Origin of the sequence: Paenibacillus agaridevorans, assembly GCF_003112455.1 — a bacterium.
Taxonomy (GTDB): Bacteria; Bacillota; Bacilli; order Paenibacillales; family Paenibacillaceae; genus Pristimantibacillus; species Pristimantibacillus agaridevorans.
Genome location: NZ_BDQX01000122.1, coordinates 1 through 25,870, shown reverse-complemented (window position 1 = coordinate 25,870; position 25,870 = coordinate 1). Strand labels below are relative to the sequence as shown.

Annotated in this window: 9 protein-coding genes; 6 read left to right on the top strand and 3 right to left on the bottom strand. The window is 49.7% G+C overall.

Annotated elements, in window-relative coordinates:
- The 3 genes from PAT3040_RS12775 to PAT3040_RS12765 all read left to right on the top strand — a co-directional run.
- Positions 1 to 3,474: fibronectin type III domain-containing protein (locus PAT3040_RS12775; protein WP_181376589.1), on the top strand; the 3,474-nt coding region annotated here is incomplete at its 5' end.
- Between the two features lie 45 nt (positions 3,475 to 3,519).
- Positions 3,520 to 11,841 (top strand): S8 family serine peptidase, encoded by an 8,322-nt coding sequence (locus tag PAT3040_RS12770; RefSeq protein WP_108992954.1) that lies wholly within the window; start codon positions 3,520 to 3,522, stop codon positions 11,839 to 11,841.
- 22 nt (positions 11,842 to 11,863) lie between these two features.
- Positions 11,864 to 12,226, top strand: coding sequence for a hypothetical protein (locus PAT3040_RS12765; protein WP_108992953.1), 363 nt, complete (start codon positions 11,864 to 11,866; stop codon positions 12,224 to 12,226).
- A 1,612-nt stretch (positions 12,227 to 13,838) separates the two neighbouring features.
- Here PAT3040_RS12765 and PAT3040_RS12750 read toward each other — a convergent pair.
- Genes PAT3040_RS12750 through PAT3040_RS12740 form a run of 3 tightly spaced genes read right to left on the bottom strand, consistent with a single transcriptional unit; the run spans position 13,839 to position 17,117 of the window.
- On the bottom strand, positions 13,839 to 15,002 hold the full coding sequence (locus PAT3040_RS12750; RefSeq protein WP_108992952.1) for a DHHW family protein: 1,164 nt from the start codon (positions 15,000 to 15,002) through the stop codon (positions 13,839 to 13,841).
- Between the two features lie 17 nt (positions 15,003 to 15,019).
- The gene (locus PAT3040_RS12745) at positions 15,020 to 16,507 is read right to left on the bottom strand and encodes an MBOAT family O-acyltransferase (RefSeq protein ID WP_108992951.1); all 1,488 of its coding nucleotides are present in this window, start codon (positions 16,505 to 16,507) and stop codon (positions 15,020 to 15,022) included.
- Between the two features lie 10 nt (positions 16,508 to 16,517).
- Positions 16,518 to 17,117 carry a DUF4358 domain-containing protein gene (locus PAT3040_RS12740; RefSeq protein WP_179215303.1) on the bottom strand — a complete coding sequence of 200 codons (600 nt, stop codon included), beginning with the start codon at positions 17,115 to 17,117 and terminating at the stop codon, positions 16,518 to 16,520.
- Positions 17,118 to 17,340: 223 nt separating this feature from the next.
- Between PAT3040_RS12740 and thrC the strand changes: the two genes are divergently transcribed.
- The 3 genes from thrC to PAT3040_RS12725 form a co-directional block, all read left to right on the top strand.
- The gene (gene thrC / locus PAT3040_RS12735; RefSeq protein ID WP_108992950.1) at positions 17,341 to 18,738 is read left to right on the top strand and encodes a threonine synthase; all 1,398 of its coding nucleotides are present in this window, start codon (positions 17,341 to 17,343) and stop codon (positions 18,736 to 18,738) included.
- A gap of 668 nt (positions 18,739 to 19,406) precedes the next feature.
- Positions 19,407 to 21,764, top strand: a complete 2,358-nt coding sequence (locus tag PAT3040_RS12730) for a helix-turn-helix domain-containing protein (protein ID WP_108992949.1) — start codon at positions 19,407 to 19,409, stop codon at positions 21,762 to 21,764.
- A gap of 151 nt (positions 21,765 to 21,915) precedes the next feature.
- Positions 21,916 to 25,870: Ig-like domain-containing protein (locus PAT3040_RS12725; protein WP_108992948.1), on the top strand; the 3,955-nt coding region annotated here is incomplete at its 3' end.

The following is a 25,870-nucleotide window of genomic DNA, read 5'->3' as shown; positions in this document are numbered from 1 at the left end:
ACGGTTAAGGCGTGGGGATCCAACTCATCCGGTCAACTGGGATTAGGAAACACGACTAGCATAAGCATACCAACAACGATAACGAGCTTATTTGGAGTGAAGCAAATAGTAGCGGGTAATTCCCATTCCCTGGCCCTGATGGAGGATGGAACGGTTAAGGCGTGGGGATCCAACTCATCTGGACAATTGGGATTAGGTGACATGACTAGCAGAAACGTGCCAACAGCGATAACTAGCTTAACGGGAGTGAAACAAATAGCAGCAGGTTATTCCCATACCTTGGCGTTTATGGAAGATGGGACGGTTAAGGCGTGGGGATCCAATGTTAACGGCCAATTGGGATTAGGAGATACGACTAGCAGAAACATGCCAATAAAGATAACGAGCTTAACGGGAGTAAAGCAATTTGCTGCGGGTGATTCGCATAACTTGGCCCTCATGGAAAATGGGATGGTTAAGGCCTGGGGATTCAACATGTATGGTCAATTGGGATTAGGAGACACGACGAACAGAAACATACCAACAACGTTAACGGGCCTAACGGGAGTAAAGCAATTAGCAGCGGGTAGTAAACATACCTTGTTACTGATGGAGGATGGGGCGGTTAAGACGTGGGGACTCGGTTCTGACGGTCAATTGGGCTTAGGAAACACAACTTACAGAAACATACCAACCGACGTAACGAGCCTATCGGGAGTGAAGCAAATAGTAGCGGGTGATTCCCATACCTTGGCGCTCATGGAGGATGGAACGGTTAAGGCATGGGGATCTAATTCTTCCGGTCAGTTGGGAATAAATCAATCGAGTAGTATGTATAGCCCGGTTCATTTAACCATGAATCATCAATATACCATCCTCGCTGTCAGCGGCTCACCAGGCAGCACCGTAAGCGCCAAATTGTATCTGGATGCGGGGACTGAGCCGATTGAAACTAAAAATATTCAGCTCTCTCAAGAGAGCAGCTATATTAAATTCGAATCTATGGATCAAACCGCACTATCACAGGGAACTCATAAATTCGTATTCGAAGTGACCGACGGCATCCAACTCGTTAGAACAGAAGTGCCTTTTGAAGTCACTAACGCGATGCCTTCTGTTGACACATTTGATGTAAGTACGGATACACAATCGGTTACAGCTTCCGGCTCTTCATCGAGCAGTACTTTAGATCCCCTGCCATACCGTTTTATTATCGGTCAATCAGATAGTGGTTGGAAGACTGGCACGCCTATTGCGACTCATTCTGCGAGCGGCTTGCAGCCAGACACAAAATATCCAGTCGAATTCCAGGTTAAAAATGCGAACGGTCAAATAACAAAACAATTCAAAGATGCGGTTACGTTAGCTGTACCGCCAGCGTTAGCCTCAGCAGGAGTGACACCTACTACCGCAACGTTTACTGTAACGGACACCAACCCCTCAGATACCTCCTATCAGATTACAGTAGGCAACAAATATGTTTCTACAGACGGCACGTTAACGGGACAGCCTGTATGGATTGTCCTGCCGGATAAAGGGATCACGATCAAAGGACTGCAGTCCGGTCAGAACTATAAATTTCAAATCAAAGCCCGCAATAAAGAAGGGATTGAAACGGCGATATCGCCTGTCGTGCAAGCAGGACCACCCATCAAGCCTCCGGCAGCACCAACAGGGCTCAAAGCCGTAGCATCAACTAACCAGTTGGAGTTAAGTTGGAAGCCTGTTCTAGACGCCACCTCCTATCAACTCGAAGTGGATGGAGCTGTTGTGCAAGTCGGTATTCAACTAGCCTACACGCACAATAGCTTATCGCCCAATACGTCTCACCTCTATCGTATTCGTGCCCTGAAGGATGGAGTTCCGGGGGAATGGAGCGAGCCTCTAACTGCAAAGACGCTAATACCGGCACCGGCTGTACCCGCCTCAGTGATGGCGAACGCAACCGCGAAGAGTGTTACGGTGCAGTGGAGCAGCGTAGGGAATACGCTTCACTATGAAGTGGAGTGGGACGGGCAAGTATACCGTACCGATCGCAATGCAAGTTCATATACCTTTAGGGATTTGTTGCCTGGCTCCCAGCATTCGTATCGCGTTCGTGCCATAAATCCTGGAGGAGCAGGCCCATGGTCGCTATTGCGTACAATCGTCACTTTGACGACGCCTCCTGTCGTTCCTACAGGTTTAACGGGAATGGCCACGGATACAAGCGTTCAACTCAATTGGCAGAAAGTTGACGATGCGACGTATTACGAAATTTTAGCCAATGGCGTCGTGTTTCACAATGGATCCGCCCATTTCGCCTCACTTGGGGGTCTGCAACCTAACACGTCCTATCAGTATAGCATTCGATCCTGGAATGAGATTGGCGCCAGCGGTTGGAGCAGCCCGTTAACATTGACGACATACGCTTTGGCTACTCCGAAATTGATGAAAGAGAATACGGAAGATACGTCATTATCCTTAAAATGGGTTCCCGTTCAAGGAGCAACAAGCTACGAGCTTGAACGAAACGGCGTCTCTCAGCAGGTAAGCGGAACAAGCGTGCTGCAAGAAGGCCTGCAGCCTGAAACACCTTATACGTACCGTATTCGTGCCCATGGTCCTGGCGGCAGCAGCGCTTGGTCAGCCGAAATGAAGCTGTCGACTCTACCTGCTAAACCGGTGGCTCCAAGCGGTATTTATGCCGTGGCCGGCAAGGACTATATTACGCTGAACTGGGAAAGCGTAGGAGGTTCAATCGGCTATCAGGTAGAGATCGACGGCAAGGTCGTGATGGATAACTTCCATGCCACCACCTATTCCGATGAGATGTTAGACCCGTTTAGCGCTCATACGTATCGGATTCGAGCGGTCACAGATGCGGTGCAAGGCGACTGGACGGAAGTTGTCGCTATGCGTACATTGCCCGAAGTACCGAGTGCCCCATCTGGCATAACACTTACCTCCTCAGGCAATTTGGTCTACGTATCCTGGGCAGAGGAGCCGTCTGCGATTCGTTATGAGCTGGAAATTAACGGCGTAGTAAAGGATGCAGATCTGCAAACGAATTATACGCATCGCAGAGTGACAGCAGGCTCGGAAAACCGATACCGCGTTCGGACCATCAACGAGGCGGGTGTTGGCGCGTGGAGCAATCTTATTGTGAACAACACAATCACGGCTAAGCTCAATAAAGGAAAACTCGTTGACCTGAATCTGACGGCTTCGGATGTCACGGACTTTAGCAAATACACCTTGACGGTCAATTACGATCACAATGCGATGAAAGTGACGGACTTATCAGCTCTAACGGGACAGCCTGAGCTTACAACAGGACGCATTGAAGGAACAGATATTACGATTACACACTTTACGCCAGGCAGAATTATTTTTGTCACGGATAAACCAATCGAATCCGGTCAATCCTGGACAGGCATTATCAATAGTATTCAATTCCAGGGCCTAGCTGCAGGCGGGTCTTCCATTACGTATACGGTTGTCCAGCAATCTTGATCTTGATGATGATGACGAATCTAACCTTTCCAATCGGAGGAAACTATGAAAACGATCTTATCGACATTTTTTAAGAGCTTACTAGTCATCGTATTGCTGGCCTCATTTGTGCAAGATTATAGTTTCGCTTTTGCAGAAGGGCAGACAGATAAACAACTACCAAGACACAAGTCTGAGGTGCTGGTGAAATACAAAGATGCTTCTAAATCCAGGGAAGCTAATGATCGTGTAGGCAAAAAGCTTTCTGCCAATAAGCTCTCAAGTAAACAAAAAATGTCTCGTACAGGTGTAGAGCTGCTCAGCGTTGAAGGAACAGGCACGCTCGATCAGGTGCTTGCTGAACTTCGTAAAGATCCGAACGTACAATATGCACAACTTAACTATGAATTAACGCCACTGGCAGTACCGGGAGATGAGCGATTCCAGGAATCTTGGGGTCTAAACAATACGGGTCAAAGCGTTGCGATGCAAACAGGGGTTAAAGGCATGGACATTCGAGTGCTGGAAGCGTGGCAGCATACGATTGGACAAGCATCGACAGTCATTGGCGTGCTGGATACCGGGATCGATATTCGGCATCCTGACCTTGCTTCGCGTATTTATCTGAACACGCTCGAGATTCCAGACAATGGGCTGGACGATGATGGAAACGGCTATATTGACGATGTAAACGGATGGGATTTCGCCAATGGCGATGCCACGGTCTATGATGCAGCTACCCAAGACAAACATGGCACATTCGTTGCAGGGCTTATTGCAGCGAGCGCGAACGACATCGGTTCCCGCGGTGTAGCGCCGGGCGTTACGCTTATGCCGCTCAAGTTTATATCGGATAACAAAGGATATACATCCGATGCTATTGCAGCGATTGAATATGCCAAACAAGCAGGCGTTAAAATCATCAATGCCAGTTTCGGCAGTCCTTCTTCTAACCCTGCGTTAGAAGAAGCTATTCGGATCAGCGGTATTTTGTTTATTAGCGGAGCAGGCAATAACGGACAAGATGCAGGCTCCCATCCCGTTTACCCGGCAGCCTTTGCATTGCCAAACGTGATTTCGGTAGCGGCGATTGACAATCAAGGCGCGCTTGGCGCCAGCTCCAACCATGGTTCTAGTGTTGATCTGGCCGCGCCAGGTGTAGCGACATTAAGCACTTTGCCCAATGAAAGCTATGGCTTGCTAACCGGCACGTCCATGGCAGCCGCTTACGTTTCAGGGATTGCAGGTCTCGTTCAAAGTGCTTATCCCGATTTAACGGCAGAACAATTGGCTGACCGTATACGTGGCGCTTCAAGGCCTATTGCTTCGCTGCAAGGCAAAGTCGCTTCTGGAGGAATAGTGGATGCGGTAAAAGCCATCACAGGCGTAGCCGCTCAGACGGTTCATCCTGACCTGCCGGCTCCAGTTATAGGAGAAGAAGATTTGGATGATATGCTGGTGACACTGGCGGCAGAGATCGATCCTGCTTTGCAGGAACAAATCCATTACGGGGAGGAAGGGGTCTCCGTCACGACGGGGAACTATTCGAAGACCGTTACGGACATGTCTGTCGTTACGCCGGGATTTACCTTGAACATAGGAAGGACGTACAACTCGAAGGACGATCGCCCGTCAAGCTGGATGGGCAGAGGCTGGACGTTTAGCTTTGAGGGCAGTTTGAAATTAACGGGGAACCAGATGGTAGCGAAACTGCCTAACGGTTCTGCGCAGGTATTTATAAAGAGCGGCGAAACGTATATAGCCAATGATTCGCACAGTGTGCTGAAGAAGCAAGCTGACAATTCGCATATCCTGACCACCTCGGATCAATACTCGTATGGGTTTACAAGTGATGGGTATTTGAGTTGGATGAAAGATGCTTACGGGAATACAATCGCTATCGAAGTGAGCAACACAGGCAAAGTGACAAAGATAACCGATACCGTTGGTCGAGCATACACCGTATCGTATACCGGCAACTTTATACAGAAAGTAACGGATGTGACCGGTCGTTTTATCACATACGGTTATGACAGCTCGAATCGGCTGACGACGGTGACCGATGCGGAGAACCAGGTCGTTGCCCGATACGAATACGATTCTTACGGTTATCTGAATGTCGTTAAAAACGCTAAAGGTCATGTCGTAGAAGCAATGGTATACAACCGTGCGTCTGGTGCAAACCAGCATAAAGTATCGCGGTATACCGATACTTATGGCAATGTTCAGACGTTCGCTTATGATACGACTAATCGTAAAACAACGGTCACGGATGTTAATGGCCGCATATTAATGAAGTGGTACGATACGGCGATGTATGTAACGAAGTCCCAAGACCCTGAGGGCAAGCAAACTATTGTGGAGTACTACACGGACGCCAGCGGCTTTAATAAATACGGAGAAGAGAAGTCGATCACAGACCGGAACGGAAACAAAACGTTATATGAAAGAGATGCCAGAGGGAACATCACCAAGATCGTCAATCCAGACGGCAGTTTCCGCGAGTATGCCTACGATCAGACCAACCAGTTGGTCATGGAGAAGGACGAGCTTGGAAAAGCGACTTATTATGAATACAGCAATCACATGAGGACTAAACAAATCAAACCAATGAATGGCACGGACGAGTATAAGGGTACCTTATCCGGTTCATTTATCGTAACGAGTTACGCTTACTATTCGCTATCCGAAGCACAACGGTTCGGCCTCTCGGTTCAAGGGTTGTTGAAGTCGGAGACGGATCCCGAGGGTAACACGACGACGTATACGTACGATAAATACGGCAATGTCAGCACTTCTACAGCTCCTAGCGGAGGAATTACGCGAAAAAACTATTCGCCTCTTGGATGGCTGACATCGATCGTGACGCCAGAAGGCTATCGCACAGACTATACGTATGATAAAAACGGCAGGTTATTGAGGCAAGTGGAAGACGGCGGCGAGACGACACGTTACGTCTATGATGCCGATGGTTTAAACGCACAAGTGATTCATCCCAATCAATATCAATCGTTCGAAGATCAGCTTGTAGCTGCAACGGGAATGCAATATAACAATACGGAAGCTGGCATTCGTTCCTCGTACTACCCTAATGGCAAACTTGAGCGGACCGTAGACACGATGGGGTATGAGACTCGTTATGAGTACGATATTTATGGCAATGTAACGCGGGAGGTTCGGCCAAACGATTCGGAATACATCTATGAATATGATGTCATGAACCGGATCAAAGGGGTTTCTTTCAAAACTTCAAGGGTTGCTGTTCCTGTGAAAGTGAAGGAAACGGCCTACCAGACACTGACCAATGGACATGAGCGTCAGACAGCAACCGTTTATTTAAACGATACGGAACAAGCGGTCACGGTCACGACGACTGATGATAAGGGGAGAGTGCTCGAACAGCAGCTGCCAGATGGAGGCGTGAAACGCTGGGCGTATCATCCCAATGGACTAACCAGCGCATTGACGGATGCCAGGGGAAATACGACCTACTATGTGTATGATGGGCTTAATCGCTTATCCAACCAATGGGCGCCGCTGGAGAATGGAAAGTACATGTACACTGGATTCTCCTATAATCGAAATGGGCAGAAGACGGAAGAACGCAAAGGAAAAGATCCTGTTGCGTTGTATAGCCAATCTGTAGGGGATCGCATGGTCGTAACGAGTTATACGTACGATCAGGATGGACGGAACACGGAGTTGGATCAATCGTCCGACAGCAAGATCAAGATGAACTATAATTCGGATGGCCAAATGACACAGAAGGAAGTCTATACTTCGGCATCGACCTCCATGGTAACGAAATATAGCTATAATCATCGCGGGCAGATTGTATCTCAGAAAATACCGGTTCGTGCTGGAGATATAAGCGGTGTTGCTTTCTCAGACAACAACCAAATCCATCTGGAAACCAAAAATCGTTATGACGCCAATGGTAATTTGAGCGCAATCATCACGCCAGACGGCAAAGAAACCAGATATGTTTATGATGCTCGCAATCGAGTGATCAAGTCCATAAGTGAATCGTTAGACGAGCAAGGGAAACCTGCCATTGCGACGACTTCGTCTACGTATAACTGGGAGGATAAGCCACTCACCACGACAGACGCACTGGGAAGGACAACAAACTATGCGTATAATGCATTCGGGTCGCTTGAGCTTACCACGTATCCGGATGACAGCAAACAATTAGAAGTATATGACCGGGCGCAGCGCCGAATAGCGGTCATCTCCCCGGAGGCTTATCGGGATAACCAATCATGGAATCAAATGGGACGAACAGTATACACCTATGACAACATGGATCGTGTCCAATTAGTGATGGAAGTCTTTGAGAGCAAAACGTATAATCCACAGACCCAGACTTGGACCACCAAATGGTCGGACTTGGTGACGAAAGCCTATGCTTATGATGAAAATGGCAATGTCATCAAAGAACTAAGCGGAGAAGGTTATGCGTTTGGTACCGGCAAGACCATAGATGAACGGATACAAAACGGATATGGTACTCGTACTACGTATAATGCAGCCAACTTGCGTGCAACGATTATCGATCCGGTTAGTGCCGAAAAAGGAAATAGAACCACAAATGTGTATAAGTATGATGGTTTGGGTAGAGTCATTAACGAAATTGATGCGATAGGTACGGTGTATGTGACTTATTACGACGATGGAAGTCGAGTGAGTTCAACGGCCGTAAGAAAATCGTTGACCTCTCCCGAGCAAGTATTAACAAGGAGTACGTACGATTGGGCAGGTCAACTGCTGGAGCAGATCGATGCGAACGGACATCGGACGAAGTATGTCTATAATGCGATGGGGCAAATACGAACAATCGAGAGTCCTGGGGACGAAACGATACCGGCCCAAATGACCACACGTCAATATGATGTCATGGGACGTCCTGCCAAAGAATGGGATGCTGGCGGCACGACTAAGATTACGGTTTACGATCCCAATGGCAGAGTAATCAGCCAGTCGGAACAGTCAAGCCAGGGAAAAGAAAAAGTTACAACTTCCTTTGGTTATGATTTAGTTGGCAACAAACGATTTGAAGTCAACGGCAATGGTTACCGTACGGACTTCATCTATGATGCGATGAATCGTGTTTTTGAAAAAACGATTCAAGTAAGCAAAGATCCTGTTCGTAACCAGTCGACAACCTACGAATATGATCGTAATGGCAATCTACGAAACGAGACGAATTGGCTCGGGCAGGTCACCTCTTATGTGTATGACGGGATTAATCGATTGGTGGAAACCAGAGATGCCGATGGTATTGCGGTCGAACGACTAACTTACAATGCCAACCATGCGCAAGTGAAGGCATGGGATGCGCTAAACAGGCTGACACAGTTCCAATATGATCGCAATAATCGCGAAACCGTTCGAGTGGATGCGCTAAATTATCGGACTGAAAACGTCTATAACGAGCTTGGGCTCGTATCCTCGCATCGAGATGCGAGAGGAAATGAAACCACTTACGCTTATGATTTCATGCGTCGATTGCAAAGTGTGACGAATGCGCTTGACGAAGTGACAAGCTATACTTACGACTTGGCTGGAAATAAGTTGACACAGACTGACGGTAGAGGACATACTCAGCATTTCGAATACAACGCGGCGAATCTCTTACAATCGCGTATCGATCCTGCAGCCGTAAGTGATAGTGTGCTTCCAGCGGTTGAGAATAGGTCTGCCAAAACAGAAAGCTATAGCTATAACGCGGACGGCAGCTTGGCCATTAAACAAGATCGTAATGGTCATATGACGAACTATACCTATGATATTCATGGGCAGTTGACAAAGGAAACCGTGGATGGGGCTGGTCTGACGCATCTGACGGAGCAGCAACGACGGATCTCGTATACCTATGATGCCAATGGCAACCAACTGACGATGACCGATTCTACTGGAACGACGAGTCGCACGTATGATGGACTCAATCGTGTCGTCGCGAAGTCGGTGCCTAAGATAGGCACAAGCGTATTCGAATACGACGTGACGCAGGGAATGCCCTCTGGCTATTCCTCCGAGAAGACCATCGATGCGAAAGGCCATGAAACGGTAAAGGTATATGATCGGGTAAATCGGCTGTCGAGCGTGAAGAGCAGCCCAACGGATACTGCAACGTATACCTACTATAACGATGGCAGCTTGAAGACGCTGCAATACAGCAACGGCGTGAAGGAGGAATATACGTATACGGCGAATAATCAATTGCATACGCTCAAGAACTATAAGGGCAGTACGCTGTTGGATTCGTATACGTATACGTATGATGCGGCAGGCAACCAACTCTCCAAGACCGAAATGCAAAATGGTACAACCATCGGCACGACGACATATGCGTACGACGAATTAAACCGCTTGTCTCGTGTGCAGGAGCCGAGCGGACGTGTAACCACATATACGTATGACGCATCGGGCAACCGCACGCAGGAAAAGGTTGTGCAGGGAAGTCAGGTCACACTGACGATGTATACGTATAACGAACAGAATCGACTGATGGACACAACGGAAGTGAAGACAAGCGGCGAAAAGCAAATCGATCAGTACAAATACGACAACAACGGCAACTTGATCTTTAAGGGACGTGAAGTCACCAAAGTATTCGATCCGATGCAGCCCATCGAACCAAGCTTCGGCATGTTTATTACGGGGCAGGAGAACGAGAACCCTAGTATTCATACCATCGTAGATGGAACGGCGCAGTATGTGTATGATGGCTGGAATCAGCTCATTCAAATTGGATCGGGAAGCGGCAGTTCGACGTATGTCTATAACGGCGAAGGTCTTCGGACACAGAAGACGGTCGGCAGCGAGACGACGCTCTATCTGTATGAGTATGACAAGGTCGTATTAGAGGTTGACGGGAAGGGTCAGAGCAAAGCAAGGAATGTGTACGGCATCAACTTGCTAACTCGTGTGATGGGCAGCGAGAAATACAGCTACCTGTACAACGGCCATGGCGATGTGACTTCGCTTGTGGACAGCGCAGGCGTGGTGCAAGCTTCGTATCGCTACGACGCATTCGGCAACCATCTGGAGTCGATGGGTACGGTCGAGAACCCGATTCGTTACGCTGGGTATCAGTACGATGAGGAGAGCGAACTGTATTACTTGAACGCTCGCTACTACGACCCGAAGATCGCTCGGTTTTTGAGTGAGGATACGTATCGAGGGAATGCGAGAGATCCCCTATCCCTGAATCTGTATACGTACACGATTAATAATCCCTTAAAATACTATGATCCAAGCGGTCATAATTATGTGGATCGGGGAGATAAGGGGACTGCAGTAAAAGAAGTACAGAAAATGCTTGTAGATGCCGGGTATAAAATAGCGGTAGACGGTTCATTTGGTCCAGCCACAGAAGCGGCCGTAAAGCAGTTCCAGACCTCGAACGGGTTGAAAGTGGATGGAAGTGTAGGCGCTCAGACGATGAAGGCTCTTCAAGTTGTAAGCAGTACGGCCAATGCACCGATGCATATTCAACAACTGGCCTTGGAGTCGGCCAGAAATACAAAGCCAGGAGCTCTATCGACAACAACGACTTCAAGTAGTTCATCGTCTTCAAACAAACAAACAGGCACAAGCGACAAGGCTAAAACGACTAAAAGTACAACCGGGAATCCGGTCAGTTCGACTACCACAAATAACTCACCACAAGCATCAAAGCCTACGGGGAATGTATCAACTAAATCTAACCTTCTGTCAGATTTAGCAGCTCAGTTTAATAAATATTCGAAGGAGACTTTGGAAGCTTGGGGAAAAGTGGTGGAAAATGAATGGGGGAGTATTAAGGAAGCCCATTCTACAACCGAAAGTATACTAAGCACCTATACCGGTGGATTCACGGATTCGTTTTACGCATCCTATCGCAATCCAATGGACTCACCGGAATATTGGTATGCACAGGCCGAAGTGCTCTTAAATTCTTTATCTTTTGCCTTACCCGGTGTAGGAGGTAAAACCGGTTTAACAACGACCACTGCGAGGAGTACCACTGTAACTGCAGGAGCTAATGTAGTTAAGGGTGCGGGTAAAGTTCCGGGTATGCCTCCTATTGTTCAATCCCGGATAAATATCAGTAATGATGGGTGGAAGCACGTAGTTGACAGACATTTTTCTGGTAAGAATGCTTCTCAGTTCACAGTAACTCAGGACGAACTACGTTCACTACTATCGAGTGAAGAAATAGTGAATTCACCAGTTGTCAGAAGTATTGATAGTGCAGATGGAGTTCGATATGTAAGAGAAATCACTTTAGATAAGTCTATTGGACTTGATAAATTTAATGATTTCAAACCGACCTCCACTTTTACAATCTTAACTGATAAGCATGGCAATCTAGTAACAGCAACACCCGGAGTAATAAAATAGTTTTAAGAGGGTGGGAGAACACATGAAACTAATAGGCAGTAAGTTGGAACAAGAAATTAGGGAGCAACTTAGTATTTCCAATCAATCACTTTTCGAGAGTGAGGAAAAAAGAAGACTACTTGAAGTGATAAAAAGTTCATTTCCGGAAATGAGAACGGCTTATATTGTTAACTGGATACCTGAACAGGGTGAGGATATTTATAAGATACTAATTAATGATAGCATTATCGCAGATATTGAGTTAGACCGTTATAGCGATGATTTTGAACCAATTGTAGAATCTAAAGATATCCCTAATTATTTACATGGACTCAGTAAACAGAATCAAATTAAATTAGCGGTTGCTCTTGATTTAGCGAAGCAAGAATTGAAGAATATGGAGTGACTAACACTATCCCAGTTACCTAGATTGACTTCATTCCTTTCGAGGTTTACTTTGGTGGGGCTACCCAGTGCCGAATGAACCCATCATTCAACCAATAACAAATCTAACCCATGTATTACCCGTATAAGATGCTCTAATTATATAACCCAAGTAACGCTATTACGTTACATTGAACAGGTCGATTATGGTCAGATACTACCATGATAGACCTGTTTTTTGTTATCTTCGTTTTCTCCCGTTTTTCAAAATCCATCGTAACTGTACAGCGTAATCCCTTGTTCTACGAATTTTACGGGCGTAAGCTAGCAGAAGGCAAGACAAAGAAGCAAGCCCTCATATACGTCATGAGAAGGGTCGTGAACATCATCTACAGTATGATGAAGAACAAAACTGAATACAGGGAGGCGAGTCCTCTAACAGAACTCAAAGCCGGATGAATCCTTCATTCTACCAATAACATATCTAACCCATGAACTACCCGTTTAAAGATTTCTCGAAATCACTGTACGTACGGCAATGCTTTATTTTCATACCCTAAATACGCTATGCCGATACAATAAACAGGTCGATAATGGTCAGATACCACCATGATTGACCTGTTTTTTGTTAGTTTCGTTGTCTGCGCTCTTTAAATCGGAAGGGTTCGGCACATGAAGAATCAGTGAAAACTGACTTCTGGTTCGCTCCGTTTCGTGTAATTAAAAACACAAAAAAATCGTCTTTTCTTTAAATGGAAGTTAACACAAACCCTTTCAGGAAAGGATGATTTTTTGCGAAGTCTGACGACTACTACCGAACAAGTATTCCAAGCAACTGCTCCTTCCTCTAGGGGATATTGAAGAAAATGGGGTGTAAACTAAATCTGGCCCCTTCCTTCAAGGCCTACGACATGAATTACAAAAAAGCAGCCGGTCGTCAGCCAGCTACTTCCATGTCTTAATAAGCTATTGTCTCCTGTTACCTTAATGTTCCTTTGAAACACGGAGTCCTTCTACTACTATTAACGCCACCCTTTTAGCGACTTCCTCTTTACTCATAGCGATGTTGCCAGAAGCCCACTGATAGGCACCTTCATGGATGACTTTTACAAAAATAGCCACATAGAAAGGACTGTTTTGTTTGTTTGTGTTGTGCGTAGGTTCATTACTTTATTCGCCATCGTTTCCTCCCCCAACCCCGACATTTCATCGTTCTTGTTGCTATAGCAACACTCTCAACATGATTGTTGGTTGTTGCAATAATTTGTTTGAAGCCATTTTCACCAAGCTTTTTCTAGCCCTTATGGCTGGGACAAATTCACTAAGGTGTTAGAAACCACGCCAGTGTATCGGAACAAAAGTTTCATTTACCATTTGTTGTCAATGGCGGAATCGTAATGTCTGGTATTCGTAACTATGCTACAAATCTGCATCAGGAGCTGAAGAGAAAGGCGTATTTTGTAGGACATCTTTCGATCGGCACTATGATACAAGCTGGGACAGCAGGGGATCCGATGTCATCGCTGAAACCTGGTATAACCTTTACGAGAAAAAGGATCGCTTTGAAGAGATACTCCCTCCAGGGTTTGATCCGACTATAATGTTCTCATTCACAATAAAGGAGCAGCTTCGCCTCAATACTTCAGCTTCAGCAAATTCCGTTCCTGAACGAATGTTGATGTGTTGAAGAGGAACAGCGCGTCCTGGATGCCGTTCTCCTCCATATAATCGCCGATGTTGCCGTTGTAATAACGGATGTCGATCATATGGATGTCCCTAACGTGATTTGTCAGGAATGGCAGCATGCTGTGCGCGTAGGAGTCCTTTACGATCAGCAGCTTCTCCAGATCGGCATCCTCGGACGCAATCTCGTTTGTTACCGTAACCAGCGCGTGGACGCCGCCTTGAAAGTAGCTGTATTTGTCTTTTTTGCTCAAGTAGCTGTCGTCGTACAGGCTGTCACTTGTTTCATCGGTATCGACGATGTGCATCTCGGACGCCACGGGATTTTTAGGCTCGTATACTTCGATGGTGTCGGGCCGCAGACCGCCGTATTGCCCCTTCGTATGATAGCTGCCCAAGAACGAGTCGGAGACAGTGCGAATATGAAAGTCCTCTTCCGCGAGAGGCTCCCAGCCCAATGATTCGGAATAAGCCCGATATGCCAGATAAGCGCCGAATGTCGTCCAGTGATGGTCGGTGCGGTAATAGAGCTGGCGATCGTCTTGTTTGCTTTCGGTATCCCCATGGTCCAGAAAAGCGAAGCCGTCGAGAAACGTCAATCCGCCGTCAAGCCTCCCGCCGATCCACTTATTCAATTCCCGCTGAGAATACGCCTCCGCCATCCAAGGCAAACGTTCCGGGTACATGCCCACGGAGTTGGGTGCAAGCAGGAAGGAGAGCCGCGTTTCGGGATGGTTGGCGGCGAATTTGTTTATCGCGTCTACGTAGGAGCCTAACTCATCCAAGTCGGGTTTTCCGAACTTTTCGAACAAATAACCGTCCTCTCCCAGGAAAATGCCGTTGTTCTCCTTCTGCAGGCGTGCCTGCTCCAGCAGCGACTTCGTTGCGATAAACTCGGCCCGGAACGGAAAATGGTCGGTCACGTACAGCTCCGCATCCTTGGCGTATTGCTGAGACCAAATCCGGCTCCAGGAAAACTCCGGATTCTCCTGAAGCTTGCGATTCTCAAGCTCGGAGAATATCGTCTTCGGCTCGAAGATAAAAAACAGCAGCAATCCGATGAGCAACGAAAGAAAACCCCCGATATATATGCGATCAATCCATTTGCTGGACATAGATGAGGCCTCCCGGGCTAAAATCGGAAATAAAGAAACGGATTAAAGGTCGCGTCGACGAGATAGGCGACGGACATCAGCAGCAAAACCGCATGCCAGCCGAGACCGAGCAATGGGAGCACTACGGACGCGGGTTTGCCGTTGACTGCTTTCCGAGTCCCATCGCTGCCAGTTATATCATCTGCAACCGAACGGTTTTGAATTCCGCCGTTCAGGCGCGCCTGGACGGAACGAATCAACCCCCGCCATTCCAGCGAGCCCATCACAAGCAAGAGAAGCAAAATGGCATTCGTATACAGCAAATAGATGCTGTGACGATCGAACCAAATGCCGTTCCCCCCGAACATGGCGCTTATATAAGCAGCAACGTCTCCGATATTCTCGAAAGCGAACAGGACCCAGCCGATCAAAATGAGCAACACAGCGTACAAATGGCTCATCCAGCGCGGCAGCCGCGCAAGCAAGCGAAGTAAAAACAGCTTCTCGGCGATCAAAATGACTCCGAAGTACAGTCCCCACAGCAGGAAGTTCCAGCTTGCGCCATGCCAAATGCCCGTCAGCAGCCACACGATCAAAATGTTGCGGAGCTGGTTCGTCATTCCCTTCCGGTTGCCGCCCAGCGGGATGTAGACGTATTCGCGGAACCAGGTGCCGAGGGAAATATGCCAGCGCCGCCAGAAGTCGGTCATGCTGATCGCCGTGTACGGCTTGTTAAAGTTTTCGTTGAAGCGGAAGCCGAACATCAGTCCCAGACCGATCGCCATATCGGAATATCCGCTGAAGTCATAATAAATCTGGAAAGCAAACGCGATGATACCCAGCCACGCGGTCAATACGGGAAGACCGGACAAGCTGTCGGCCGCGGACACCTCGTTCCAGAGAAGACCGATATTGTTGGCGAGCAGCACCTTCTTGGCCAATCCGATGCAGAATCTCCTCACGCCTTCCGCGAACATATGGGCGTCGACGCGGCGATCTTTCAGCTGCTCGGCAATCGTGTTGTAGCGCACGATCGGCCCGGCAACAAGTTGAGGAAACAGCGAGACGAACGTCGCGAAATCGATCCAATTGCGCTGGGCTTTACTATCTCTGCGATAAACATCGATAATGTAGCTCATCGATTGAAACGTATAAAACGATATGCCGATCGGCAACGGCAGGTCGGTCGGCGGAATGGCCGTGCCGAGCACGGCGTTTACGTTCGCGATGAGGAAATCGGCATATTTGAAGAAACCGAGCACGCCCAGGTTGACGATAACGGACGCGATCAGCACGGCTTTCCGGCCTTTGCCGCTCATGCCTTTCCTATCCAGCAGCAGGCCAAACAGGTAGTCGGTCAGCGTGGAAAACAGCATAAGCGCGATGTAGATGGGCTCGCCCCATGCATAAAACACGAGGCTCGCAAGGAACAACATCAGATTTTTAATTCGCCGGGGCGACAAGTAGTACAAGATCAGAACGACGGGCAGGAACAGAATCAGGAACAGCAGGCTGCTGAATACCATAACGGAGGTATTACTTCACGGTTTCTTCGAATTTGTCGGCTACATCGGCCGCGTCCTCGGCAATGACGAACATAACGAAGTTTCCTTTGGTCACGAGCTTATAGTTTTTGGCGTTTTCGTATTGATCCGGAAGATACTGCTCGAACGACTTTTGCACCGCTTCCGCGCGTTTCTTGATGCCTTCCTCAACCGTCGGAATGTCCTTGGCGTCCTTCACCTGAAAGACGGCAAACTCCGTCGTGGAAATATTCATCATAGGCATCAGCACGACGTAGTCCTGGAACAAAGCCTCGTCGAGGTGGTACATGTCTTTTAACATCGCAGCGTCCGGTTCAATAAACGCGGGGCGATCGGCTTTGTTAACCAGAGAGTCCATCACGTAGCGCGAAGTGCCTTCTTTTGCAGGTTCTCCGCCCTCTTCACCGCCATTGCCGTTCTCCGAACCGGCTCCGTTGCCGGCATCCGGCGTCTCTGTAGGAGCGACTGTCTCGGTTGGAGCGACCGTATTGGTAGGCTCGGCATTTCCCTTATTGTTGTCCGCGCCGCAAGCCGCGAGCGCGGCTCCCATGGCGAGAATCATCAGCATATTCAGTATTCTTTTTTTCTTCATTGTGTCCATCTCCTTGGTAGTTGTAATTTGTTGACATAATATTGCGTGCACACCGCTACAGACGGTACCCTTTCCCGGAATGTTGCAAGAAGGTTGCCGGATGGATTTTTTTGCTACAGTGCAGGCGAGATGCATCAAGGGGTCGCGGATCACGTCCCATCTGTGATAGAATGCATAAAAGAGCTATTCCGCGCATGGTGCGCCGGCAAGTAGGAGGACGACAATGGAGTATATCAGCACTAGAGGCAAGATTGGCAAAATCGGATTTATCGAAGCATTTATGATGGGACTCGCGGACGACGGAGGTCTGCTTGTTCCAAGCGAGATTCCCGTCATCTCCGAAGCAACGCTGAAAGAGTGGCAATCGCTCAGCTACCAGGAGCTGGTGTTCGCGATCTTCTCGCACTACACCAACGGAGAAATTCCCGAAGCGGATCTTAAGGCGATGATCGCCGCGAGCTATGGCACATTCCGCCATCCGGAAGTGACGCCTGTTCGCCGCATCCGCGACGATCTGTACTTGCTCGAGCTGTTCCATGGACCGACGTTCGCCTTCAAGGATATCGCGCTGCAATTCATGGGTCAGTTCTATTCCTATGTCGCAAACCAAACAGGCAAAAAAATTCATATACTGGGCGCTACTTCCGGCGACACCGGCGCTTCCGCCATCGAAGGCGTGAAGGGTAAGGAAGGCATCAAAATTTGTATTTTGCACCCGACAGGCAAGGTCAGCAAAGTACAGGAGCTTCAGATGACGACCGTACAGGACGACAACGTGCTGAATCTGTCGGTCGAGGGCAACTTCGACGATTGCCAGCGTATGATCAAGGAGCTGTTCGCGGATTTGGATTTCAAGTCGGCCAATCATCTGGCGGCCATCAACTCCATTAACTTCGTGCGCATACTGGCGCAAACGGTCTATTATTTCTACTCTTACTTCCAGGTATCGAAGGCAACAGGCAAGTGGGAGCCGGTCAACTTCAGCGTGCCAACGGGCAATTTCGGCGATATCTTTGCCGGTTACGTAGCGAAGCGGATGGGATTGCCGGTAGGCAAGCTCATTCTGGCGACAAACGAAAACAATATTCTGGAGCGGTTCATCCACGAGGGCGTCTATATGCCGGGCGACTTCCGCATGACGTACAGCCCGTCCATGGATATTCAGGTAGCGAGCAACTTCGAGCGTTATCTGTATTACGTCCTTGACGAGAACGCGGCCGAAGTGGAACGTCTGATGAACCAATTCAAGATAGAAGGCGAGATCAGCATTCCCGAAGGAGCGCATCTTAAGGTGCAGGCGGAATTCGCGGCGCACGGCGTCGGCGGTCAAGAATGTCTCGACACGATCTCCGATTACCAGGCCAAGCACGACTACCTGCTGGATCCGCATACCGCTTGCGGCGTATCCGCGGCGGATCGCTGCAGCGAAGAGGGCGAGATGACGATTGCGCTGGCTACTGCGCATCCCGCGAAGTTCGACGAGGCGATCCGTCTCTGCGGCATTGAACAGAAGTTCCCGGCCGAGATTCGAGTCTTGTTCGAAAAGCCGCAGCGTCAGACATTCGTTGACGGCAAGCTGGAGGACGTGACGAAGGAACTCGTTCAATTTTATAACGCGTAACGCATTCTCGGCACACACGCATCACTTAATCGCACCCGCTTAATTGCGGATGTTGCAAATGACCGCCCGTCTTGGCTTTTCGCCTGGATGGGCGGTTTTTTCCGTTTGTGGTTAGAATACCCAACATAGGAATAATGGAATGGATAGATAGAGGGAAAAGCTCCCTCTATTCTCGCGAAAAAGCCTAAATTCGTGGTATTAAAGGGAAATCCTCCCTTTATATGCTTCGAAATATGTGACAGGTTCCGTATTTGCGTGGATTAGTGGGAGCATTTCCCGTTATTGTTCTGAAGTGAGGCGAGGGTGGAGAAAAAGAGGGAGGTTTTCCCTTTGTTTTTGGCCTCAACCTGATCTTGGTTTGCCCTTGCAATCCTGCATAATTTCGATGTTCAATCTCCCGTAAGGAGGTTGATGTTTTATGAGTAGAATGTCCCATTGAACGATATTGTACGCCGTTAAATAACAAGGCAGCAGGCATTGGCACATAAGCATCCTCCATACCAAATTCCGTACATTGTTATAAAATGCTGCGTTCCGCCTTGACCTGGCTTGCCAGGGGAGGGTACACTCTGACATAATCGGCTGTTCCCTGCGCGAAGCGACATTCGTGAGCGTTCATCCGCTCGCTCGCACGCCTGCCGAATCCACCGGAGCGGAGTTGTCGGACTATGCATATCATTCGAACCATGGCTAACCGGAAGTATTTACAGCGGATTTTTTTCTATGTCAACTTATCCATGGCTGGGCTGCTCGTTATCGCGGCTGTGTCGTTCTACCTCTACTCCCAGCAGATCATTCTGCAGACGCAGAAGGATTCCAGCCGCAAAGTGTTGGCGCAAATCAAACACAACATTACTTATATTACGGATATCGTACGCAACATCGGGATAACGGCAAGCATGGATCCCAACATCGTCTATCTGATGAATGCGGCGGTCCCGGAGCCGGTGATGAAGTTCCAGACGATTCGGAAGATGGACACGCTGGCGGATTCTACCTCGTTTATTGATTCCATCGTCGTTGTTAACGGTGCGGAGCGAAAATTTTACAGCGGAGGATCGGGCGCATGGAGCCGCACTAACTGGACAGAACTGCAGGAACGGCTGACGAAGCAGCTGGAATCGATGGGGAGATATGCGGATGCCAAGCTGATTCCTTTCAAGCTGGACGAGAGCAGTCCTGACGTGGATCTCTTCTCGTTTATACTGACCGAGAATCATGCGGGAAGCGGCCAGTTGCCGAACGCTGTCATCGTTAATATTAGACCTCAGTGGATCTTCGATAATATTAAGAGTCTGGATAATGTAACGGACAATAGCGACGGCATGGTGCTTCTCGACGAGCAGGGGAAGCTGCTGCAGACGGAGGGGATTGGCTCGCCGTATGCCGCCGATCTGCAGCGGCTTCTGGAGCGTATGGTCCATTCGGCGGGAAACTCGACGCATGACTTCTCGATTCAGAAAATCGAGGGAAGGAAATACGTCATTTCGGAAATGAAAATGGATGTAAGCGAATTAAAGGTCATGAACATTTTGCCTTACGAGAAGGTCATGGGCAAGGCGGAGACGCTGCGCGATATTACGTTGGCGCTCATTGTCGTTTTTCTGGTCGCAAGCTTCATCCTGTCGCTGGTCATTACAAGCCGGCTGTATCGCCCGATCGGGAAGCTGTTCGAATTGTTCCATCGCAATGATGTGCGGACGGACGAGTCGGAGTCGGGCAGCCATGACGAAATGAGCTTTATATCCGACGTGTATCGGCTTACGCTCGATAAGCTGCGTCAGGCCAATCGCGAGGAAAGCGGCAAGAAACAAATTGTCAGCGATTATTATTTGCGGCGATGGTTGACCGACAGCCGCTCCATGACCGGCGAGGAACTGCATCATTGCGCCGAAGCGAGCCCGGGACTGTTTGAGGCGGGAGGAGATGGCGCTACCGTGTGGCAATTGGCCGTTCTCTCTCTGGAGCAGCCTATAACGGACAAAAAAACGCCGGAATCCGTTACGCAAGAGAAACTGTATCGGTTCGCGGCATGCAACATTGTGGAGGAGACGGTCGCTCGGCATTATTCGAACCGGGTAGTCGATATGAACAACGAATATATTGTAGTCATCATCCGTGTTATGGAAGGGGAGGCCGACCAACCCGCTTTAACGCAACTGCTGGCGGAGGCCCGGCGAATCTTCAAGCAATTTTACCGCCAGCGAACCTTCTCGGCGGCCGTCAGCGATGCGGTCGAGGATTACAAGGATCTAACGCAGGTCTACGAATGGACCGTGCAGCAGCTTTTGTACCGTCTCGCATTGGGACCGGAGACGATCATTACACCCGACGACGTGCGGGGCAATATGGAGCGAAGCGATTTTACCCTGCCTGCGGAGCTGGAGAGAAAGCTGGCCGACAGCATCCGGACGAAGGATGCTGATGCCATTGACAAACATTTGTCGCGGGTTTTCGAGCTGATTGCGTCCATTCATTACGATTACATGACGTACGCCGCCATTCAGGTCGTGCTGCTCGTCAAGGCAATCATGCGCGAGCCGGCGTTCGCCTCTTACGCCAATTCGGTCGAGCTGCAAAATATGAATCAGAAGGTGATCAAAGCCGAGTCATTGACCGCAATGCGCGAAATCATCGGACATTTCCTGCAGCAGCTGTGCGAGGAGGATCCGTCCCATCTCAAGGAGGACCGGAACCTGATAATCGTGGATACCATTAAGGAGTTTATCGAAAACAACTATTCGGACATCAATCTGAGCTTGCAGTCCATCGCGGCCTACCTAAAGATGTCTCCTGCGTACGTGGGCCGGATCTTCAAGCAATACGAAGGAGGGTCCGTCGGCGATTATTTAAACGGCTATCGTTTGGACAAAGCGTGCGAGCTGTTGATTGGCAGCAGCTATAACGTAAAGGAAATCGCCGATTGTCTGGGCTTTAACAACGCAAGCTATTTCATTACCCTGTTTAAGAAAAAATACGGGGTTACGCCCAAGGAATACCGCCTGAATGCGGCGCTCGGCAAATAAAAAATCTTGTTTCAGTTATGAAAAATGGAACAATTGACAAAAAACGAAACAAAAGTAAGGACGTTTCGTCGATTTTGTGATTTCGTTCGCCGCCTCCCTTTGCCACAATAATGTCGCAGACCAATATGAACCATGCGAAAGGGTGAAGACTGTGGCAAAGAAGTATTTGTCGGCTTGGCTGATTGTGTGCATGCTCGCGATGGGCATGCCCGTCGCAATCGCGCAAGCAGACCAGGCAGAGCAGATGGAGGGGGCGGCTTTATTTGTATCGACGTTTGGAAGCGATTCCAATAGCGGAACGGAGGAAGACCCGCTGCTTACGCTCGAAGGGGCGCGGGATGCAATCAGAACTATGAAAAACGATGGAGGGCTTCCCGCCGGAGGCATTACCGTTTATTTGCGGGAAGGCGTCTACGAGCGAAACGCGACGTTCGAGCTGGGAGAGGAGGATTCGGGAACGGCCGATTCTCCGATCGTGTACCGTTCCTACCCTGGAGAAACGGTTCGTCTGACGGGCGGCAAGGAGCTGGATCACGAAAGCTTCGAGCCCGTCAGCGATCAAGAGGTGCTTGGGCGGATCATCGACGAAGAAGCGCGCGGTAAAGTGCTGCAGGTCAATCTGCCTTCGCTCGGCATTACCGATTACGGCCAGATGAGCCGTCACGGCTATTGGAAGGCAAACGATGTCAGTCTCGTGCCGCCAATGGAGCTGTACGTCGACGGACAAGGGATGACGCTCGCCCGTTGGCCGAACGAAGGTACCGTGCAGATGGGAGAAATCATCGATCCGGGACCGACGGTAGACGATGCCGATCTGCAGAAGCGCGGAGGCACCTTCGCTTATACGCACGACAGGCCGAAGTATTGGTCCCAGGCGGACGATATTTGGCTGGACGGCATTTTCGGCTACAGCTGGGAATGGTCGTACAACAAAGTCGCGGCCATCGATACGGCGAAAAAAACCATGACATTGCAATACGGCGAAATGTCGGGCCTGCTCACGAACTGGTATCCGGATTTCCATTTTGCCCAAAATCTGCTGGAGGAGCTTGACGCTCCCGGCGAATATTACATTGACCGCACAAACGGAATCCTGTATTTGATGCCCAATGCTGCGTTTCGAAACGGACAAGGCGATATCACGGTAACGATGCTGAAGGAGACGATGATCCGCGCGATCGGCGCTTCGCATATCCGGTTCGAAGAGCTGGCGATGGAGTACGGACGCGATACGGCGGCGGTCATTCTCGGCGGCAGCGATATTACTATCGCCAACAGCGAGATCAGCAACTTCACGAACGGGGGCGTGCTGATCAATTCGCCGGGCCGCTACGCCTATGACGGCATCGAGGGAGAACTGGACGGGCGCAACCATGCCGTCGTCTCGACGCATATCCGGCATGTCGGAGGGACGGCCGTCACCCTGCATGGCGGGGATACGAAGACGCTGGAGCCCGGCAACAACCGGGTGGAAAATTCGCATATTCATGATTTTGCCTACTATCACAAGGCTTACAATCCCGGGGTGCTGTTCGCGGGCGTCGGCAACCAGGCGATCGGCAACGAAATTCATGACGCGCCTCATCCCGGCATCATCGTGTATGGCAACGACCATTTGATTGAATACAACAACATCTACGACATCTGCAAGCAATTCCAGGACCTGGGCGCGATCTACATGAATGCAGGCATGGATCCCGAGGAGAGAGGAACGATCGTCAGGCACAACTACTTCCATCATATCGGGGAGAATCTGCATGGCGTCGAGGGCGTTTATCCCGACAATATGACGATGGATCTGACCATCGAAGGCAACATTTTCTACAAGATGGGGAACAGCGCGATCAAAAGCGGTACCGGCGCCTATATCTATACCTCCAACAATATTTTTGTAGATACGTATGTTCCTTACGACAACTATGAGATGTTTATGAGCAAGGAGCCGGGCAACCGGGTCGACCGGGATTATATGCCTGTATGGGAGAAGCTATTCGAGGAAAACAACAACTTTATCGGCACGCCTTATGCGGAAAAGTATCCCGAGCTTCTGAAGTTTTTCGATGAGGATCGTCATCAACCGACGACGAATAACTTCGAACGCAATGTCATTTATAATCCGACGCTCCCACGTTCGACCCAGACAAACGAGCATGGTGTACGCGATATAAACAATCTGTTGAACCATAAGGACAATTGGGTGGCTAACGTCGATCCCGGCTTTGTCGATCTGGCGGCGGGAGATTTCAGTCTGAAGCCGGATGCGGAAGTGTTCAAGCGGATTCCGGAATTCGAGGCCATTCCGTTCGAGCAGATCGGTACGCAAGGCAAAGTAGGGCTCCCCCATGGGGAAGACTCTATCGCCGTATCGGGCGTTTACTTGCCAACGGACAATCTGACGATGGAAATCGGCAAGACGGCGTCGCTCCGGGCCGAGGTGGTGCCATGGAACGCGAACAATGCCGCCGTCACGTACAGCAGCAGCGACATTGAGGTTGCGGCGGTGGATGGAAACGGCCGGGTGTCCGGGCTAAAGCCAGGCGTTACTGTCATTACGGTCGTGTCTTCGGCTAATCCGGAATTGAAGGATGAGACCGTCGTTACGGTGACCGAAGGTGACGGCGTCATGCACTTTACCGACTTCGAGTCGGGCAGCAACGATTGGCCGGTCGATGCCAATCGCGGCATGGTGAAGGATGAAGAGAACAACCATTGGTATTACATTGTTAACGGAGCGAATTCGCAGCATCCACGCCTGTTCTCCGATTATGTGCTGGAATACCGGCTCAAGACGCCGGAGACGATTCCAGACGGTGCTGAACTGATCATGTACGATCGCAACGGCGATAAAGGAAGCGGGTATATCCAATATCTCCAAACGGCGACGGATTCGACTTGGATTATTTACAATGCGCAATGGCAGACGTTAAAAGAGGAAACGGTCGCAGGCGGGTTCATGAAACCGAATACGATCTATGATGTCCGCGTGGTGGCACAGGGTTCGTCGATCAGCGTTTATGTGAACGACGTACTGGTCATCGAGGGGCAGAATCCGGCACATAGCGGGTCCGGCAAGGTCGGCTTCTATGTGAATAAAATTGCGAATCTGTGGTTCGATGACGTAAAATTCTCGCTGCCGCGGAAAACGGTAGAGAGCATTGCGATTGAAACGGATGTATTGCATCTCAACGAAGGAGGACAAAAGCTGCTTCGCGCAGTCGTGAAGCCGGATGATGCCACCAATAAATCGTTGCTATGGTCCTCAAGCAACCCTGATGTAGCGACCGTGGACGACAGCGGCTTCGTAACGGCGACGGGCAGGGGAGAAGCGGTCATCACGGCGCGGTCGGCTCAAAATCCGGATGTGTACGCCGCAACAACGGTTATCGTATCGGATGTGCTGCATGCCGTCGACTTCGAGTCGGGCGGCGGCGGATGGCTTGTTGACGCCAATCACAGTATCGAGGAGGATGGCGACGGCAATCACTGGTATCGCCTCGTCGACGGGGCCAGCACCAAGTCTCCCGTCAACTTCTCCAATTACAAGCTGACCTACAAGCTCAGAACGCCGGAGGAGATACCGGTCGGAGCGACATTGCTCATGTATGATCGCGATAGCGCGAGCGGACGGGGATATATCAGCTACAAGAAGAACGGAACAGGCTCATCCTGGTCGATTATGAATTCGGAGTGGCAGTCGCAGGAGGAGGCGACCTTCGATAGCGAGGATCTGCTGCCGAATAAGGACTACGAAATCAAGGTGGTTGCTCAAGGCGCGGACATCAGCGTCTTCGTTGACGGCGAGCTGCGCTTGCAAGGGGAAAACCCGAACTTCAATGCAACCGGGCAAGTCGGCTTCTATGTAGAAGGTTTCGCTTATCTGGAGCTCGACGATATCGTCTTCGAACTGGCGCGGGTGCCTGCAACGGAGGTTGTGCTGGATCGGCAGGAGCTGTCGCTGGAGCCGGGCGAAAAGGTGAAAGTGAAAGCAACGGTGTCGCCGCCGGACGCGACGGACAAGAAGCTGGTCTGGAGCTCCGGCAATCCGGAGACGGCCACTGTAGACAGCGGCGGAACGATCCAAGCCGTATCTCCGGGTACGGCTGGCG

What these genes read in the sequence shown, in the direction of transcription:
- PAT3040_RS12750 (WP_108992952.1), bottom strand. Translation starts at nt 15,002, where the DNA reads ATGTCCAGCAAATGGATTGATCGCATATATATCGGGGGTTTTCTTTCG.
- thrC (WP_108992950.1), top strand. Translation starts at nt 17,341, where the DNA reads ATGGAGTATATCAGCACTAGAGGCAAGATTGGCAAAATCGGATTTATC.
- PAT3040_RS12770 (WP_108992954.1), top strand. Translation starts at nt 3,520, where the DNA reads ATGAAAACGATCTTATCGACATTTTTTAAGAGCTTACTAGTCATCGTA.
- PAT3040_RS12765 (WP_108992953.1), top strand. Translation starts at nt 11,864, where the DNA reads ATGAAACTAATAGGCAGTAAGTTGGAACAAGAAATTAGGGAGCAACTT.
- PAT3040_RS12730 (WP_108992949.1), top strand. Translation starts at nt 19,407, where the DNA reads ATGCATATCATTCGAACCATGGCTAACCGGAAGTATTTACAGCGGATT.
- PAT3040_RS12745 (WP_108992951.1), bottom strand. Translation starts at nt 16,507, where the DNA reads ATGGTATTCAGCAGCCTGCTGTTCCTGATTCTGTTCCTGCCCGTCGTT.
- PAT3040_RS12740 (WP_179215303.1), bottom strand. Translation starts at nt 17,117, where the DNA reads ATGAAGAAAAAAAGAATACTGAATATGCTGATGATTCTCGCCATGGGA.